Below are 15,739 nucleotides of genomic sequence, written 5' to 3' on the forward strand. Positions count from 1 at the left end.
CGGCCTTTGAATGGGTTCATGTGCAGCTCCATCAGCAAAAGGGGATGATAAGTTTATCACCACCGACTATTTGCAACAGTGCCGTCCAGCGGATATCAGCGCTGAAAGATGATGGCTGAGCGTGGAGGCAGGAATCTCAAGGTGCTTCTGCAGTTCGCCAACCGGCAGGCCTTCATGACCCGCCCTGACCAGCTCCCGGTATATGCTGAGACGTGTCGGGTGGCCCAGTTCTCGAAGTGCGTTTGCAGCAGTGTTTAAATCCATAATACCTCCTTTATCTATATTTCCAGAATAATAGAAATATAGCCTGCGTCAATCGTTTCTGCCGTGAGGGTACCGCTTTCCCAATCATGCTCTGTCCGCCAGGTTATGGGGGGCAGAGCCAGAGCACTACCGAAATCCTTGCGAATACCCGTGCAGGGAATAATTTCCGCCCCCTTTATGGCCGGAAAAAAAACTGATAAACGTCGCCTTTTCAGAAGGTTGCTTTCTTAACGTGGTTTTTCGCATGGTTGGACCTCAGACCCCGTTCCCTGTTTCAAGAATCTCAACGGTATCTCCATCCAGCACGCGCACAACCCTGCCGCTGACATCCGCGCTGGCAGAAAACGTCAGAACGATCATAACTATTGAACATAACAGGCGGATCATGCATATACCTCATGTGCTGTTCTGCTGCGATCTTCCTCATTACCAATCAACTGCACGGCATAACTAATATTTAATCCTGTCATGTTGGTATTCAGCCCCTTCATCATTCCTGCGCTCGTATACCGGACACTGTCCTTCAGGCTGCCCTGATAGCCTTTTGAGGTGACAACCGTCAACTGTTCAGGTGCTCGTAGCGTGTACCTTCCCGCGAGAAGGTCTGATTCCACGGCACGCAGGTATACTGGGGAGGCCGCCACTACAAACCGATCGTCAGGCCTTGTCTGCATCAGCATTTTCAGGGAGGTACACCGTCGTTCCGAAAGTGGACGTGTTGTCAGTCGTTCCCAGTGAGTGCGATGGCAGAACGGCATCGAGGAAAATGTCGCCTCATACGGGACCACGGGATCAGAGGCATGTAGTAGCCCCAGGCCAGCTGAAATCACCCACATTTCGGCACCGTTTCGCGCCGCAGCTGCAACTGCCCTGCACCAGTGCTGGCCCGTATACAGTTCGCCGGCGGTCATGGGGGGCGATCCGCGACGGGCCTGCGCCAGTCTTTCCATCCAGAGCCCGTAAGCTCTCTCCACGTCACGTTCATCCGGAAAGACCGCATCACCTGCAGGCACGGTTTTGCGGCGCGTGCAGGTTACAATCAAATGGACGTTGCCTGTGCTCATGACGGCGTCCCCGCGCTGTGGTTGTTCCAGACGATCACCGTGGCCAGATGTTCCGCCACCTCCTGCCCCGTGTAGCCGGCCAGGATCGCCAACGCCCGGGCGCCTGCGTCACGGGACAGCGGACTGCAGAACCCGAATCCGTCTGTAATCAGGAGCCACTGCAGACGGTCAGTCCAGCGCTCGCCGGGTTGGCGGACCGGTGAAAACACAATCTCAGTCAGCTGCTCGCGGTTGCAGTACAGCTGTCGCTGTTCCAGTTCATCCAGCAGGCTGTTCAGCTCGCGCCGGTCATATTCTTCCTGACTCATCAGCGGCCAGCGGATAAGGCGGATGAGGCGGGAAGCCTGGTCCGGCGTGAACCCGAATCCGTCCAGCAACTCTGTCAGCAGCGGGCCGGCATCCTCTTCATACCGATCCGAACGAAGGGCACCAGGGGTCCCTTCCACCGTTTTCGCCAGTGCCAGAAAACGTTCCTGTAGCGGTTGTTCCTTATTACGCCTGCCGGGCTTCACTGCGTTAAGGTGCTCCGGGTTTGTGGCGGACAGCCCCTGCACATCGTATTGTCGCAGTGCCCTCAGCAGGTACCGGTACCAGGTTTCCGTCGTGTCTGCAGCCTGCCCGCCGGGAAACTCAGCCCCTTTCAGTGAAGGTGTACCCTGTTCCGGCGCGGTGCTTTCGTTGATCTGCAGGCGGATATCAATGCCGGCATCGTGACAGGCCTGTAACCACTCAGCCACCTGCAGGGGGTCGCCTTCCTGTCGCATCACTTGCCCGGCCGTGTTCCACAGCTGCAGGCAGGTGGTGCCGTCGAGACGGATAACGTAGTCGCCCCGGCACGCCAGGTGCCAGCGACCGTCCAGCTCCACCGGCCGGTCGTCACCGAACCTGTCAGACTCGTATACCGGTTTTATCCGGACCAGGGGCAGAACCCGGATCTCCGTCGTGCGTTGCTCCGCCAGGACACGCGCCTGTTCGTCAGCCAGAAGCGGAGCGGCCAGCGCACGGCCGGCGTCCGTCAGCTCGACGGCCAGCTGCAGGTTCGGGGCGCGCAGGGTGCGCAGCCAGCCTGCGGCCTCCATACGCCGGCAGGAGGCGCGCAGGTTCGGCCCGTACACCGGGGCGTCCCCGCCCTGCTCCAGCATCCGCTCAATATCCCGCGTGGCCACCGGTCCCGGACGTTTCGCATCGAGGGCGGCCAGCACAATCAGCACCCGCCGCTGCAGCGGCGATGGTCGGCGTGTCTTAGTCATTACTTATCCGTCTCTGGCCAGATGAGCTTTCTGAGACGCTGATGATCGGCGTCGATGAGCGCTTTGGTTTGTTCGTAATTTTTCATTGGCGCACCAGTAATGGCCAGTTCATACCAGAATCCCAGAAGGGTGCTGGCCTTACTCGATTCGCTGATGTATTTGGCGCCCTGGCTGTCCAGCTCGCATTCACGGATACGTTCTTCCGCTATCCGGGTCAGTTGCTCATAGCTGAGTGAAAAATTCACTTCTTTCTCATCCATCCTGCACGCTCCGTCTGAAAATGTCGCTTGAGTAAAAAAATCATATCATGAGTGATTTTCTACTCTGTGTGCAATAATCATATTAGATATGGTTATATGATTAATGATAAATATCAAATCTGATATGATTTTATGTATTTTGTTTAATTATCATATTCTTTACGGGTTTCCCACCGTGCAGATCCGAAAATTGTCTGTTCCGGATCTTCTCTCCGGCCTCCGGCGCGCAGCGGCGCAGAAACACAACATGTGCCATGCCATCAGCTGCGTTTTCTTCTATATGTTGTGTTTATCCCCTTCCCCGTGATCCGTCGCGCAGGGGCAGATATTGCCGCTTTGCTTATTTCGTGTGCGTGGTACACTTCCGGAAACTGTTAAATACGCAATAAATCGGATCACACCGAAACGGCCATCCGGTAATTTAACGGCGTGGCTATATGCCTGCTCATTATCCTCTTATAAATGATGACGGCAGGGGAAAATCATCCGGGTGACAGACGCAGGGTTGTGCGCAGACAGATCTGCCGCCCGTAATAATTACTCTGAGTGACTATTTTATGTGTAAACGATGTACTGCTGGTCGAACTGGTAACAGGACATTACTGGAAATAAGAATGGCTCTTGGTATCCCAAACAGCACTCCATTATGGATTAGGGATTTAGAATATCCGGTTAATCCGCGTTACCTGGTGAATTCATACGGTTTTGTTATTGCTATCCAGGAGCCAGACTGCGAATTCTGGCATCTAAGAGAGTTAAGCGACGTTTCTGATGTCAAGGATGGTTGTCTTCCCGATAAGGGGGAATTTGATGAAAAGCTGGCTGATGTTGGTGACACAATGCTGTATGACATTCGGCCTGACTTCTGGGCAAGCTTCAGATAGAAGCATTAACAGAGGGTAAGGCGGGATTTCTCAATAATAAAGGAACACTGGATGGAAAAGTTTAAGTTTGATCTGGAGACATTTGTTACCGACACGGAAGAGCAGGATTTCAGTCTTGACCAGCAGACGCTGAATGAACTGGCTGCCATGCGTCCACTTTACCCCGAACTGGCCCACTGGACCCGCTTTGCGTTTTTTGTGGCCTGGGGGGCTTACTCGCAGGACATTTACGCCATCAGTTGGGTGTACTGGCTGACCCGGAAGCGGGATGAGGGTTTTCTGGCCTACTGCTATGCCTGCCAGCGCTGGCCGGCGTTTGATTTTGGCGGGACTGGGCTGTATGACGACGATATTCAGGAACTGGCAGCGCAACATCCCTGGAATTGTTCTCCGCTGCCGCCGGCTCCCGGTTGGTTACCCGCCGCATATAAACTATAACGAGGAGCAACATGACAGTGTCAACATGGGATGGAATGGCTCTTGCCGATATTCCTGCTGATTATTTTGACGAACCTTTTGAAACGTGGACGGGTAAACTGCCGGTCCTGGTGCTTGCGTCGACTCGGACAGTACCGGTCAGCACCAACCGTCAGTGGCGGCTGGCCTCCGCATCCTGTGGCGGACACCGGGAGGATATCTTCCCTGCGGCGGTGCTGCAGCTGGATATCTGTCAGGAAATGGCCGGCGTGGTCAGGGGGATCGCCGATTCTGCTTTTACTGATGAGTATCTGGGGTATTTTGAGTCACTGCCTGAAGCAGAACGCCGGTCCATACTGTCTGATTATTCCCGGTATCTGGGAGCGGCAGGTCTCACATGCAGTGAAGATAATCTGTCGCTGTTCAGCCAGGATTTATATCCTCTGGACGCGACCCCCGCGAACCTGCACAGGCTGTCTTCTTCTGCCAGTGAGGCGGAGCTTGAACGTTGCCGCGACGGCCTGGTGATGTTTATTATCGGCCCTTCAGATTTTCCGGGGTGTTAAAGCAATGAGTCATCTCATGCCGGTCACTCAAACCAATGTTCCTGCAGCACAGCTACCTGTGGCCATCGATTACCCGGCGGCTCTGGCCCTGCGTCAGATGGCGATCGTCCAGGACGAACTGCCGAAGTATCTGCTGGCGCCGGAAGTAAGCGCCCTACTCCATTATGTCCCCGATCTGCACCGCAAGATGTTGCTGGCCACGCTGTGGAATACCGGCGCGCGCATTAACGAAGCGCTGGCGCTGACCCGGAGTGATTTTTCGCTGGCGCCACCCTACCCGTTTGTGCAGCTGGCCACCCTGAAACAGCGGGCAGAAAAGGCGGCCAGAACAGCAGGAAGAATGCCTGCTGGCAGCCAGGCTCATCGCCTGGTGCCGCTGTCAGATAAACAGTACGTCAGTCAGCTGGAGATGATGGTGGCCACGCTGAAAATTCCCCTCGAGCGCCGAAATAAACGTACTGGCAGAACAGAGAAAGCACGCATCTGGGAAATTACGGACCGCACCGTCAGAACCTGGCTGAGTGAAGCGGTTGAATCCGCTGCGGCCGACGGTGTGACATTCTCGGTAGCGGTGACTCCACATACTTTTCGGCATTCCTATGCCATGCATATGCTGTACAACGGTATTCCGCTGAAGGTGCTGCAGAGTCTGATGGGGCATAAGAGTATCAGTTCAACGGAGGTCTACACGAAGGTGTTTGCACTCGATGTGGCGGCACGGCACCGGGTACAGTTTCAGATGTCCGGGGCTGAGGCTGTTGCGATGATAAAAAAAATCTAAGATAGCAGTAAGATTCAGAAAAGATTGATTTGATGTTGTTTTAATATTAAAACAACATCAAATTGAAATTGCTTTCATTGTGTTTTAATGTTTTTAGTCGCTGATTTTCTTCTTGCCAGCAATTTGCAAACCATAGTCCAGTATGTTTATGCATGACATATTAATGAAAGCAGCGCGCGATTGCCCGTTCTCTGCAGCTGCTTCATCTATACGCTTAATCAGTTCAGGGTCCATCGTGATTGTGATCTGCTGTTTTTTACCTTTAACAACTCCCTTCGACGCGGGGAGTTTTGCATCGGGGGCTGAGTTTATGAAGTTTTCTACTGCCTCATTATTTGAAACAGATTGCTGGTTTTTGGGTTTTTTTTGGAGCGCCATTTCATATCACCTATACATTACTTTAATATTATTTTGATTGCATTTAACTATTCAAATAGTGTTGATATGAGAGTATCTAGCTCTTGCACTGCAATCTTTTCATGCGAACGTAATTTCAGTTCACTCACGGTCCTTCCACTGCCTGCAGCATTGGCGTAGACTTTTCTTTGATAGATGACTTTGTCGAGGATTGGGATGTCCTCTTTGTACTCTTCCATCATTTCCAGCATATCTCTGTTGTAGGAGGATCTGGCTTGAGTATCTGCTTTGTTCAAAAGCGAATAGCAGACCAACCCATCTCTTATGCTCCGCGCTTCTTTGATTAGTTCGGCGTTGGCATCCATAGCCCAAGCTTCGAAACTTCCCGGTGCTGAAGGGACTAAAAGGACGTCTGTGATTGTCAGAGCTGCCCTCATAGCAGTGGAGTCTCGGCCCCCACATTCGATGATGATATCGTCAAAGTTATCTTTCTGTTGTAAAACCTGGCTCCTTAATACCGGACCTTCAGGGTAATGCGAGCAAGCAATACCTGGCTCAACACCGTCCTCTGAACGAACCAAAATAGCTGTTTGCGACGAACCCTGTTTATCACCATCGACTAACCAAACTTTTTTCCCCTGAAGGGCTCTTTTTACGGCAATGTTGACCGCGAGCGTAGACTTACCTACGCCACCTTTTGTGTTAGCTATCGTAAGTATCATTGCAATCCCTTTTTAATATTAAAACAATATCATGATGATAGTTTTTTTGGCTGTCATGTCAACCGATAGCGATGCTTTTTGGTGAAAGTTACCTCAACTCAGTATGATATTAAAGTAATATTAAAATAATGTGTTTTCGATGTTCAAATGATTTGATTATGAGTTTGTTTTGATATTATCATGTTCGAAGGGACTCAAAGTGAGTAGTTGCACTGCCGTGAGAATAATTGTTAATACTCACTTTGAGTGTTATCGATATCTGGGCTAAGGAATGACAATGAATATTTTCTGTGACGACGGATCAACAAACGTAAAACTTGCCTGGTATGCCGGGAAAAAGCTGCAGACGTCAGTATCTGCGAACTCGTTCCGTACCGGCTGGAAGGTAGAGGGGCTGGGAAATCGACAGACTTTTAACTATGAGCTCGATGGCAAGAAGTACACCTATGATGAAGTCAGCAATCAGTCCATCCTGACGACTCATATTGAGTATCAGTACACGGATGTGAATGTTCTGGCTGTACATCATGCATTACTTAACAGCGGGCTGAAGCCACAGGCTGTTTCACTGACGGTGACACTGCCTATCAGTGAGTTCTATACAAAAGAATGCCAGAAGAATGAGCTCAACATTCAGCGCAAGATCGACAACCTTATGCGGCCGGTAAAACTGAATAAAGGTGAGACGTTCAGTATTGAACACGTTGAAGTTATGCCGGAATCCCTGCCTGCCGTGTTTACCCGTCTGGTAAAAGACAGTGTCGGGCCTTACGAGAAATCGCTGGTAATCGACCTTGGCGGGACGACTCTAGATGTTGGCGTCATTGTCGGGCAGTTTGATGCGGTCAGTGCCATTCATGGTAATTCGGATATTGGTGTGTCAATGGTCACTCAGAGTGCCCTCAGTGCGCTTCGTATGGCTTCAAGTGATACCAGTGCCATGGTGGCTGATGAATTGATAAAACACCGCCACGATATGGATTTTGTCCGTCAGGTGATTAATGACGAGAGCAAAATCCCACTGGTGATGGATACCATTGAAAGCGCAATCGCCAGTCTGGGGGCTCGGGTGGTGGATGACCTTGCCGATTTCCGTCATGTAAACCGGGTTTATATTGTCGGTGGTGGTGCACCGCTTATCGAAACGGCAGTCCAGGCGGCATGGCAACATCTGGGCCCGAAAGTGGTTATGATGGCCTCTCCACAGACCGCACTGGTAGAAGCGATCGCCGTATTTAAAGGGGAGTAATGAAGTGAGTGAGGAACGGAAAAAATTCACGTTATATCTGCATCCTGAGAAGGATGCAGACAGACAGGCTCTGGAAGTCATTGAAGCCGTTCCCCGTTCTACCCGGGGCGAGTTGTTCCGGAATGCGTTTATTTCCGGAATGGCTCTGCAGCAACTGGATCCTAGATTACCCGCGCTTCTGGCCGCGATGCTGAACAAGGAGTTTACAGCTGACCAGTTGACCGGGCTGCTCAGCCAGACCACCGGATGGAAACCTACGCAGGCTGATATTCGCTCAGTGCTTCAGGAACTGGGAGCTGGGCAGTTTACCCCTGCAATCAAGCCCGAAGTCGTAGAGGATGATGAGCAGCAGCGACTGGAAGAAGCCCGAGAAAAAATGAAGAGCTTTCTCTGATACTCAAATTGAGGCGCACGGTATATCAGTCCATTTAGTTGTGTATGCCGGCGACAGCATTTCTCTTTTCATCTGCCAGTCCGGCGCTATTCCGCGCCCAGCAAACCATACCCTCCCGAGCCCTGAATGGTTTATGCCATCCAGGGCTTTCATTAGCTCCTCGCTACATTCCCGCGGCTTAACGTCATCGAAAAGATTTAACTGTGCTACTCCCGTAGGGGTGAAGTCATTCAGCATTACTCCAGCCTTTGCATATCGATGCCCGTCGAGCCAGATACAGTCCAGGGCTTTTACTGAGGCATTAATGATGTCTCGGGTGTCGCGTGTAGGCACTAGAAGCTTTTCACTGGCCACGTTGCCGTAATAAGCTTCGTTGACTGCGAAAGGGGAGGTTTTGATAAAGACCGATATGTGCCGGCAGAACTGATGTTCTCCCCGCAATTTTTCAGCCGCGCGTTCGGCGTACTGGCAGATAGCCTGTCGCAACGCTTCGTAAGTCGTGATGCGCTCTCCGAATGATCGGCTGCAGACAATCTGCTGCTTTGCGGGCGGTGCCTCTTCAAGAGATATACAGGCCTCACCGTTCAGCTCGCGTACTGTCCGCTCCAGCACCACGGTAAAGTTCTTGCGTACAAAGGCAGGGTTCATGCGCGCCAGCTGCAGCGCAGTTGTCACGCCGTATGTATTCAGCTTTTTGCCTATGCGGCGACCAACCCCCCAGATTTCCTCCACTGGCTGCAGTGAGAGCAGTTTCTCTGTCCTACGGAGATTGCCAGTAGTCAGGGCCAGCACGCCCCCAAATTGCGGCCACTCCTTAGAAGCCCATTGTGCTGATTTTGCTAAAGTTTTTGTCGGTCCCATCCCGACACCAATTGTCAGTCCGGTTCCTCTTAGGACGTGCTCGCGCAGCTGCCGTCCGAAATCTTCAAAGTCAGTACAGCCATCGATGCCGCGAATATCCAGGAACATTTCGTCGATACTATACTGCTCAACGCGGGGCGCCAATTCTTCCAGATGTGCCATGACCCGGTTGCTCAGACTTGCGTACAGCTCATAATTACTGGAAAACGTTAGGACTTTCTCCGGGAACTGCATTGCTTTTAGCTGAAACCAGGGGATCCCCATTTTGATTCCAAGCCGCTTCGCTTCCTTAGATCTGGCTATAACACAACCATCGTTATTGCTAAGAACAACCACTGGTCTATCACGTAAGTCAGGACGAAAGACCTTCTCACAACTCGCATAAAAGCTGTTCACATCAGCCAGGGCGAACATCAATCATGTCCCCGGGTTTTGTGCACAAATGCCGTCACGACACCGAAGATCTGCAGGTTCTCCGGGTCTGGCCATAGAGTTGGGTAGGCTGGGTTCATCGCCTGCAGTCCAGGCCGTGGCCTCAGCAGCAATCTCTTAACCGTGAACTCTCCCTCTATCTCAGCTATGACGATGTCTCCGTGCTGAGCCTGTTCGGCTTTATCGACGATCATCAAGTCGCCCGAATGCAGGCCGATGTCGGTCATCGAGTTGCCGATAGCTCGTACAAAGTAGGTTGAGCTGGGCCGCGATATACAGTACTGGTTCAGGTCTAATTCGGCCTCCACGTAGTCCTGGGCCGGTGAGGGAAACCCAGCCTGGCAGCGATCGCTATAGAGAGGGATGGGCGTCAACTCTGGATTGCTGTCAGCACGTATAAACTCAAACATAACCACCTCAAATAACACTGTTTGCATATACAGTATTATTGCCTTATTGAAGACACTTTCAAGTATTGATTTTTTGCTGCCTTTAACCCTCTGTAGTTCCTGGAAAAACTCCACCGGTGATGTGGTACCTTGCACTCGTTGAGAGCTGGGTTACTTATCCACAGAATCGGGGGATAACGATGTGGGTATATCCAATGAAGTCACTTTGCTGCTCTATTGCAGTCAGATTATCTCCAGCCATCGCTTAAACAGTTGCACCGTGCCGGCAAAAATAAAGTCGCCTGCTGCTGCACCCGTTCGCACTCCCTCTGGTCGCTTGCGCTGCGGCTTTGCCTCCGGAACTTGATTTTTGCCTGATGGCACGTTGCCGCCTGTCGCTTATGGCGGGAGATATCCTCCCGTACGTAAAAGCTACGGCAGAAGAAGCCCGGTAAATCAAACGAAGGAGTACCCTATGAATCTTTATATGACTCTTGCACCAACCCGCAGCCGTCAGATCCTGTCAGAAAACAACTGGCCGTCGTCAGTCGTTGTCCAGCCTGATGCAAACTGTTATTGCTTCACTATTTCGGGCCATGTCACTACCGAATCTATTATGGCGATGCTGCCGGCGATTGCTTCACGTGGCCATCTTGATACCCGTGCGGTCCATGGCCTGCAGCAGATGTGCAGTGATCTCAACCTGTGTGCAAGCGTCAGCGGCGAAATCCTGAAAGGTGATCCTTGTGTTCGGGTTGATTTTGAGGAGGCGAATCCGATCTGTATTGGCCTGACTGAAGCGATTGAAGCCGATTTGATGGTCCTGTGCCGTCAGATCTTCATTGATGCCGGCATTATTAACGACATGACCGGAGCCCAGTATGAAGGGATTAATATTTTTGAGCGCCAGACACGCCACTTCTGGGTTTTTGGTGAAGCGTGGAATGATATGCCGCCGCTGATGCGCCCGGATGCTGAACAACAGCAACTATGGCTGACAGAAATTTTTCACCACGGGGCCGCAGTTGTTGCCGTTGGCCTCGCGATTTACCGTGATTTTGATATGGTCCGCGAAGGTGACCGCAGCGCCGGCATTTGCATTATTCGTCCGGGAGCGCCAGTACGCCATTGGCTACCGCTGAAAGCGCTTCATGCTCTGGCTGACGAGGTACGCCAGCGTATCATCCACGATCGGGAATTAACCTCCAGCTTTTCCTGAAGACGTCCCCGGGAAACCGGGGCTCATCATCTCTCCCCAGCCATCCACTGCCGGTATTGAACCGGCAGCGTCTGGTTATCCCATCTTCAGGCATGGGTGCGCCGTGCCTTCACTATAGCCCGACTGTGGTGAATGCAAGGGAAGCTGCGCCGCCAGCTGCACCCGGCCGCCTGTGATTTAACGTCTTATCGTCGTTCCTTCCGTCGGTTTTCCGCTCAATTTTCACGGAAAACCCGTTCGGAACGCCTCTGCTATTACCGGCTACCGGCCTTGCTGGCGCCCTTGCATTAACCACTGATCGTCGGGCTGTCGTGTCGGCACGGCGCAGATGGGTGCCGGGTTAAGGAGGGAAATATGTTTAAGCTGACGTGTATTACGCTGGATGATGGCCAGCATGCGGTGTTTCTCAATGGCCACTGTCTGGCCAGTGACGATGTAAGTGGCCATAAGTTTTCCCTGGGGGAGATCCTTGAGCGTCTGTCCCGGCTACCAGGCGTTCAGACCGAAATGGTGAAATGGCCGGTACCGCCAGGAGACTGGGAGTGGTTTGATGTGGCCAACGCAGTTTTCCCGACACCTGGTCTGTGGCGTCGTGAAATGACTGTATCGGGGATGATTGCCAGATTGCAGCAACATCCTCTGGATGCACTTTGTACAGGGACGTTCTGGCTGGCCGACGATTTCCTTTCGCTCGATAACACGCTGGACAACGAGACGATTGAGGCTGCGATGGCACTCGCTGATGAATGCCATGATGCCAATATCGGTTTCAACTGGGATCACCTGCAGTGGGCGATTGAAGAGGCAAAGAAATAATGAATACCTGGTTGATTGGCGTCGATATCGAAGTTTCTGATCTTGAGTTTCCGGCATATTTCCTGATCCAGGCGGAGAGTCTGGCGCTGGCGGAAGCCGGGGTTGTTTATATGGGGAGAACCTGGTGGCAGGAATGCCTGGAAGAGAGTGATGGCTGCCGATGGGCTTATCGTTCCGGAAAGTCGGTCTGGTTTAACAGCATCACACTGCTTGATGATGTTGAAAGTTCTATCCTGCAGGAGCTTAAATTCCTGGATGCCTGGGTTGTTACCGGTGATCTGACAAGCCCGCGGGTTCAGAATCAGTTCAACGAACACTGGGACGAATTCACCCGCTAACCGTGGCCGGGCTGCATTGTCAGCCCGCCAAATCAGCCATAAGGATGTCGTGGACTCCGCTTTTTATGCCGCGCCGGTGTCGCGGCGGGTGTCAACGCCGTGCCTCCACTATAGCCCGACTGCGGTTAATGCAAGGGACATGGCCGGGCCATCTCCACCATCGCCCGGTCGCAGTAAATTTTTTATGTTTTTCAACGTTCTTCCCGTCGTTCTCTCGCTCAGGTTTCGCTCGATAACCGTCCAGACCGTTTCTGCTTTTATCTGCGCTGCGGCCTCCGGTTCCGCCCTTGCATTTCCCGCGGATCGTCGGGCTGTCGTATCGGCACGGCGAAGCAGTCGCCGCGTCGAGACAAGGAGAAAACTATGACCACCGCTTATCGCTTTATGCACCGTCACACCCGTAACACGCTGGTTGCCCGTGGCTGGCCAGCCACGATGGATATCGATACCAGCCTGAATTATTCGCGTGGGGAAGGCGTCGCTTTCTATGGCCAACTGGGGGCGTCCGATCTGCTGCGCCTGTTGCCTGAAATTGCGCTGCGTGGCCTGATGCCGGATAGCGCACTGAATGAACTGCTGCCATTAGTTGGCGGGAGCGATCTGATTGTTCGTCTTTACCGCAACTCGCTGGGCCACCGCAAAGCCCACGCTGGCACGATTTCGCTGGAATACGATAACTGTCCTGCCGGGATGTCGGTAAAACAAATCCTGTGCCTCCTGAAAGCCCTGCGAGACGAAATCAACCATGTCTGTAGCTGTGTCGCCGCTGCCGGATACCGCCTGACAGAAGCCCTGCGTCCTGCTGCTGATCCTCTGGTGTTTACCCGCCGGACGCGCAACTTCACGCTCTCCGTGATTGAAGTGGAAGCCGGAAGCGATGATACCGAGTGGGATAACGACACTCTCGACGCGCGCCTGAAAGCCGTCCTCGACGGGCAGGAAACGTTTCGTCGCCTCCAGATCCGTCTCGAATGTCGCGGTCGCGTTGTTGGTGTCACGGACGTACCGTTCGCGCTGCGTCACCCGGACAGCCCATCACGCGTATGGTTTGAGCGCCGCTGGTTACGTGATGCGGTCAGCGAGGCCCGCGTCGAAATTGACGCGATGATGCGGTCATTCTCCGGAATCCGGATTGCTGCGTGACCGACGGGCGGGGCAGATTGCCCCGCAGTTCTGAACAGGAATCGGATGTCGCGCTGCTCCGCTATACCAGCGCGACCTCCACGCTGTTACGGGCGCGCGCGGGATGAGATTTCGTGCGGTCTGCGGCTAACGCCGTGCCTTCACTTTAGCCCGACCGCTGCGTATGCAAGGCACGTGGCTGGCGCCACCTCCACCGTCACCCGGTCGCAGTTATTTTTGATGATTATCGGCGTTCTTCCCGTTGTTTTTCTGCTCAAAAATTCGCAGAAAAACCGTCCAGACCGCCTCTGCTTTATCTGCGCTGCGGCCTCCGCTTCCGACCTTGCATCCTCCGCTTTTCGTCGGGCTGTCGTGTCGGCACGGCGTAAGCCGGTACTCAGATAACCTGGACTATGGAGGGAACACCCATGAACACTATCAGCACCACCACCCCGGCGGTATACGTTGGCACTTATCACAAATACAACTGTGGCAGCCTGGCCGGAAAATGGTTTGATTTGACCGATTTCGACGAGAAAGAAGACTTTCTGGAAGCCTGCCACGCGCTCCACGCGAATGAGCATGACCCGGAACTGATGTTTCAGGACTGGGAAGGCATTCCTTCTCAGTTTGCCTCTGAAAGCTCTGTGGACTGGGATTTCATCGATGCCTACAAACAGGCGAAGGATGTAGGTAAGGACGCGGCATTTATCGCGTGGGCCGAATACAGCGGCGAATGCGACTTTGACGCGTTCGAAGACGCCTACTATGGCGAGGCCGTGAGCGAAGAAGATTTTGCTGTGGACTACGTGAACGAACACAGCCTGCTGGCGGCTATCCCTGAGAGCCTGCGCGGCTACTTTGACTATGACGCGTTTGCCCGTGATTTGTTTATCGACACTTTCAACTTCATTGATGGCTATGTTTTTCGTCGCTAATTCAGATAAGGCAGGGGAAACCCTGCCGGAAAAAGGTTCCCTATGAAAATGACACCTGAAACACGCAAAATTCTGAAACACTACAAAACTCTGGTAAACGAACGCCGCAGGGAATTAGGCCTCAGACCTATAACGACGCCAATGCTCCTTGACGATATTTGTGATTTGTTGACTCGTCGCGAGCAACTTTTTATCGGCGGCCAGTTTATCCAGCAAAAAGTTAAATATTAGTCCCGGAGGCGGCCAATGAGCCGCCTGTTCGCGCGCGGGAAAACCCTGTCATCCCTGCGGGATGACGGCAGGGGAAAGCGCCTGCGGCGCATTCCCTCCGCCGGTGAAGCCGGTAATGAATCAGTTCTGAAATCTGCTTTTCCTGCTGTCGTTTCTGAAACATGCTGACCTGCGTGGGCGTGGGCGTGGGCGTGGGCGTGGGCGTGGGCGTGGGCGTGGGCGTGGGCGTGGACCGCGTGGCCAGAACCATAACCAGAACGATAAAAACCGGGGCTTTCAGATACTTTTTTTCCACGGGCTGGTTTACCCGGGCGACTTCCCTTCGGGAACCGGGGCTGTCATGCTTCGCACCGAGCCAGCTGCGCTGTCTCTGCCCGGCCCTCCGGTAAACCTTCGGGCAGCGGGTTTCCATCCCAGGCTGTCGCAACGTCAAAGGCTGGCTTGCAGCGACCGTTCCGGTCGCGCCGCCCTGTCGCGCCGTTCCTGCGCTCGATGCACCCCGTTCCGGGGTGTAAGGGGCAACGTTGTTGACGTTGCCGGCTCTCTCCCGCCACTTCCTCTGCGTTCATTCCCTGCTGAGTGCCTTTCCGGTCGCTGATACCGCCACAACCCGTCTTGCTGGCCAGGACCGCCGGGGCTTTATCAGCAAATTTTTTCCGGACGAGCCGGAATAAATTTCCCGCTAATCCTGGACAGCTTCACCGGGCCGTGCCCGTTACGCTCTCGCGGAAAGGTCCTCCGCAGTGTGTGAAAACACCAGAAAGAGGACGGCAGGAGAGGCTTTGCCTCTGAAAACCAGACCAGAGGGGTTTTGTGATGTGCAAATCGTTGAAGGATTTTCTGAATCAGCCTGAGTCATTACGGCAGCCTACGGCTGAGGATCATGCGCTGGCGGCGCTGCTGAATGGCGAAGTCGTCAATGCTCCTGCGCCACTGCTTCCGTTGGGCGCTTTTACACGCGAAGACGCGAAAAACGTGTCTGCGTATTACTCCAATGTGACGTTAGAAAACGATCAGTCATCGCATTTTCAGTTAGTTATGCGTGACGAACATGAGCAGTTGATTGAACGGGTCTGGAATTTCCAGCCGGATGCCGGACAGGTACTGAACGGCTACCTGAAAAGTCACGGCAGGGCAGTACAGCAGTAAACGAAAGGTGTTCTGCGGAGATGCACCTCCGCAGAA

At 53.2% G+C, this 15,739-nt stretch carries 21 protein-coding genes and 1 pseudogene; 13 read left to right on the forward strand and 9 right to left on the reverse strand.

What is annotated here, in order from left to right:
- Window positions 1-84: 84 nt before the first annotated feature.
- The 5 genes and pseudogenes from JQ822_RS22755 to JQ822_RS22770 all read right to left on the reverse strand — a co-directional run.
- Window positions 85-264, reverse strand: a pseudogene (locus JQ822_RS22755) (ArsR/SmtB family transcription factor); the annotation flags it as partial.
- Window positions 265-519: 255 nt separating this feature from the next.
- Window positions 520-651, reverse strand: a complete 132-nt coding sequence (locus JQ822_RS24535; protein WP_274608469.1) for a hypothetical protein — start codon at window positions 649-651, stop codon at window positions 520-522.
- Window positions 648-1,328, reverse strand: coding sequence for a DUF6884 domain-containing protein (locus tag JQ822_RS22760; RefSeq protein ID WP_053389730.1), 681 nt, complete (start codon window positions 1,326-1,328; stop codon window positions 648-650). The genes JQ822_RS24535 and JQ822_RS22760 overlap by 4 nt, the downstream gene beginning before the upstream one ends.
- Window positions 1,325-2,578: a hypothetical protein gene (locus JQ822_RS22765; RefSeq protein ID WP_053389731.1), complete on the reverse strand. Its 1,254-nt coding sequence runs from the start codon at window positions 2,576-2,578 to the stop codon at window positions 1,325-1,327. The genes JQ822_RS22760 and JQ822_RS22765 overlap by 4 nt, the downstream gene beginning before the upstream one ends.
- On the reverse strand, window positions 2,578-2,838 hold the full coding sequence (locus JQ822_RS22770; RefSeq protein WP_053389732.1) for a hypothetical protein: 261 nt from the start codon (window positions 2,836-2,838) through the stop codon (window positions 2,578-2,580). Before JQ822_RS22770 ends, JQ822_RS22765 begins: the two co-directional genes overlap by 1 nt.
- A 614-nt stretch (window positions 2,839-3,452) precedes the next feature.
- On the opposite strand from JQ822_RS22770, the gene JQ822_RS22775 reads away from it, so the two are divergent.
- The 4 genes from JQ822_RS22775 to JQ822_RS22790 are packed head-to-tail and all read left to right on the forward strand — an operon-like array spanning window position 3,453 to window position 5,486.
- Window positions 3,453-3,722: a hypothetical protein gene (locus JQ822_RS22775; RefSeq protein ID WP_053389733.1), complete on the forward strand. Its 270-nt coding sequence runs from the start codon at window positions 3,453-3,455 to the stop codon at window positions 3,720-3,722.
- A 51-nt stretch (window positions 3,723-3,773) separates the two neighbouring features.
- On the forward strand, window positions 3,774-4,160 hold the full coding sequence (locus JQ822_RS22780; protein ID WP_053389734.1) for a hypothetical protein: 387 nt from the start codon (window positions 3,774-3,776) through the stop codon (window positions 4,158-4,160).
- An 11-nt stretch (window positions 4,161-4,171) separates the two neighbouring features.
- On the forward strand, window positions 4,172-4,705 hold the full coding sequence (locus tag JQ822_RS22785) for a hypothetical protein (RefSeq protein WP_069325153.1): 534 nt from the start codon (window positions 4,172-4,174) through the stop codon (window positions 4,703-4,705).
- 4 nt (window positions 4,706-4,709) lie between these two features.
- Window positions 4,710-5,486: a site-specific integrase gene (locus JQ822_RS22790; protein WP_053389736.1), complete on the forward strand. Its 777-nt coding sequence runs from the start codon at window positions 4,710-4,712 to the stop codon at window positions 5,484-5,486.
- A 93-nt stretch (window positions 5,487-5,579) separates the two neighbouring features.
- On the opposite strand, the gene JQ822_RS22795 is transcribed toward JQ822_RS22790, so the two are convergent.
- The gene (locus tag JQ822_RS22795) at window positions 5,580-5,864 is read right to left on the reverse strand and encodes a ribbon-helix-helix protein, CopG family (RefSeq protein WP_053389737.1); all 285 of its coding nucleotides are present in this window, start codon (window positions 5,862-5,864) and stop codon (window positions 5,580-5,582) included.
- A gap of 47 nt (window positions 5,865-5,911) precedes the next feature.
- On the reverse strand, window positions 5,912-6,565 hold the full coding sequence (locus tag JQ822_RS22800; RefSeq protein WP_048227675.1) for an AAA family ATPase: 654 nt from the start codon (window positions 6,563-6,565) through the stop codon (window positions 5,912-5,914).
- A gap of 277 nt (window positions 6,566-6,842) precedes the next feature.
- Here JQ822_RS22800 and parM point away from each other — a divergent pair, with 277 nt between their 5' ends.
- Both parM and JQ822_RS22810 read left to right on the forward strand, forming a co-directional pair.
- On the forward strand, window positions 6,843-7,814 hold the full coding sequence (parM, locus tag JQ822_RS22805) for a plasmid segregation protein ParM domain-containing protein (RefSeq protein WP_048227674.1): 972 nt from the start codon (window positions 6,843-6,845) through the stop codon (window positions 7,812-7,814).
- 70 nt (window positions 7,815-7,884) lie between these two features.
- Window positions 7,885-8,208: a plasmid partitioning/stability family protein gene (locus JQ822_RS22810; protein ID WP_232926361.1), complete on the forward strand. Its 324-nt coding sequence runs from the start codon at window positions 7,885-7,887 to the stop codon at window positions 8,206-8,208.
- Window positions 8,209-8,211: 3 nt separating this feature from the next.
- Here the strand turns inward: JQ822_RS22810 and JQ822_RS22815 are convergent, their stop codons facing one another.
- A complete protein-coding gene (locus JQ822_RS22815) occupies window positions 8,212-9,483 on the reverse strand; it encodes a Y-family DNA polymerase (protein ID WP_053389739.1) in 1,272 nt (423 codons plus the stop codon).
- A complete protein-coding gene (gene umuD / locus JQ822_RS22820) occupies window positions 9,483-9,911 on the reverse strand; it encodes a translesion error-prone DNA polymerase V autoproteolytic subunit (protein WP_048227699.1) in 429 nt (142 codons plus the stop codon). Before umuD ends, JQ822_RS22815 begins: the two co-directional genes overlap by 1 nt.
- 454 nt (window positions 9,912-10,365) lie before the next feature.
- Here umuD and JQ822_RS22825 point away from each other — a divergent pair, with 454 nt between their 5' ends.
- From JQ822_RS22825 to JQ822_RS22855, 7 genes are all read left to right on the forward strand, one after another.
- Window positions 10,366-11,109 (forward strand): hypothetical protein, encoded by a 744-nt coding sequence (locus JQ822_RS22825; RefSeq protein ID WP_053389740.1) that lies wholly within the window; start codon window positions 10,366-10,368, stop codon window positions 11,107-11,109.
- A 354-nt stretch (window positions 11,110-11,463) separates the two neighbouring features.
- Entirely contained in the window at window positions 11,464-11,925 is a 462-nt protein-coding gene (locus tag JQ822_RS22830; RefSeq protein ID WP_072206635.1) for a hypothetical protein, read from the forward strand.
- Window positions 11,925-12,263, forward strand: a complete 339-nt coding sequence (locus tag JQ822_RS22835; protein WP_053389741.1) for a hypothetical protein — start codon at window positions 11,925-11,927, stop codon at window positions 12,261-12,263. Before JQ822_RS22830 ends, JQ822_RS22835 begins: the two co-directional genes overlap by 1 nt.
- A gap of 363 nt (window positions 12,264-12,626) precedes the next feature.
- Window positions 12,627-13,406, forward strand: coding sequence for a hypothetical protein (locus JQ822_RS22840; protein ID WP_053389742.1), 780 nt, complete (start codon window positions 12,627-12,629; stop codon window positions 13,404-13,406).
- A 407-nt stretch (window positions 13,407-13,813) separates the two neighbouring features.
- Window positions 13,814-14,323, forward strand: a complete 510-nt coding sequence (locus JQ822_RS22845) for an antirestriction protein ArdA (protein WP_053389743.1) — start codon at window positions 13,814-13,816, stop codon at window positions 14,321-14,323.
- Window positions 14,324-14,365: 42 nt separating this feature from the next.
- On the forward strand, window positions 14,366-14,554 hold the full coding sequence (locus JQ822_RS22850; protein ID WP_048227667.1) for a hypothetical protein: 189 nt from the start codon (window positions 14,366-14,368) through the stop codon (window positions 14,552-14,554).
- Between the two features lie 816 nt (window positions 14,555-15,370).
- Entirely contained in the window at window positions 15,371-15,703 is a 333-nt protein-coding gene (locus JQ822_RS22855) for a DUF905 family protein (RefSeq protein WP_077223967.1), read from the forward strand.
- Window positions 15,704-15,739 lie beyond the last annotated feature (36 nt).

The sequence above is a fragment of the Citrobacter sp. FP75 genome, from assembly GCF_018342065.1.
GTDB lineage: Bacteria > Pseudomonadota > Gammaproteobacteria > Enterobacterales > Enterobacteriaceae > Citrobacter.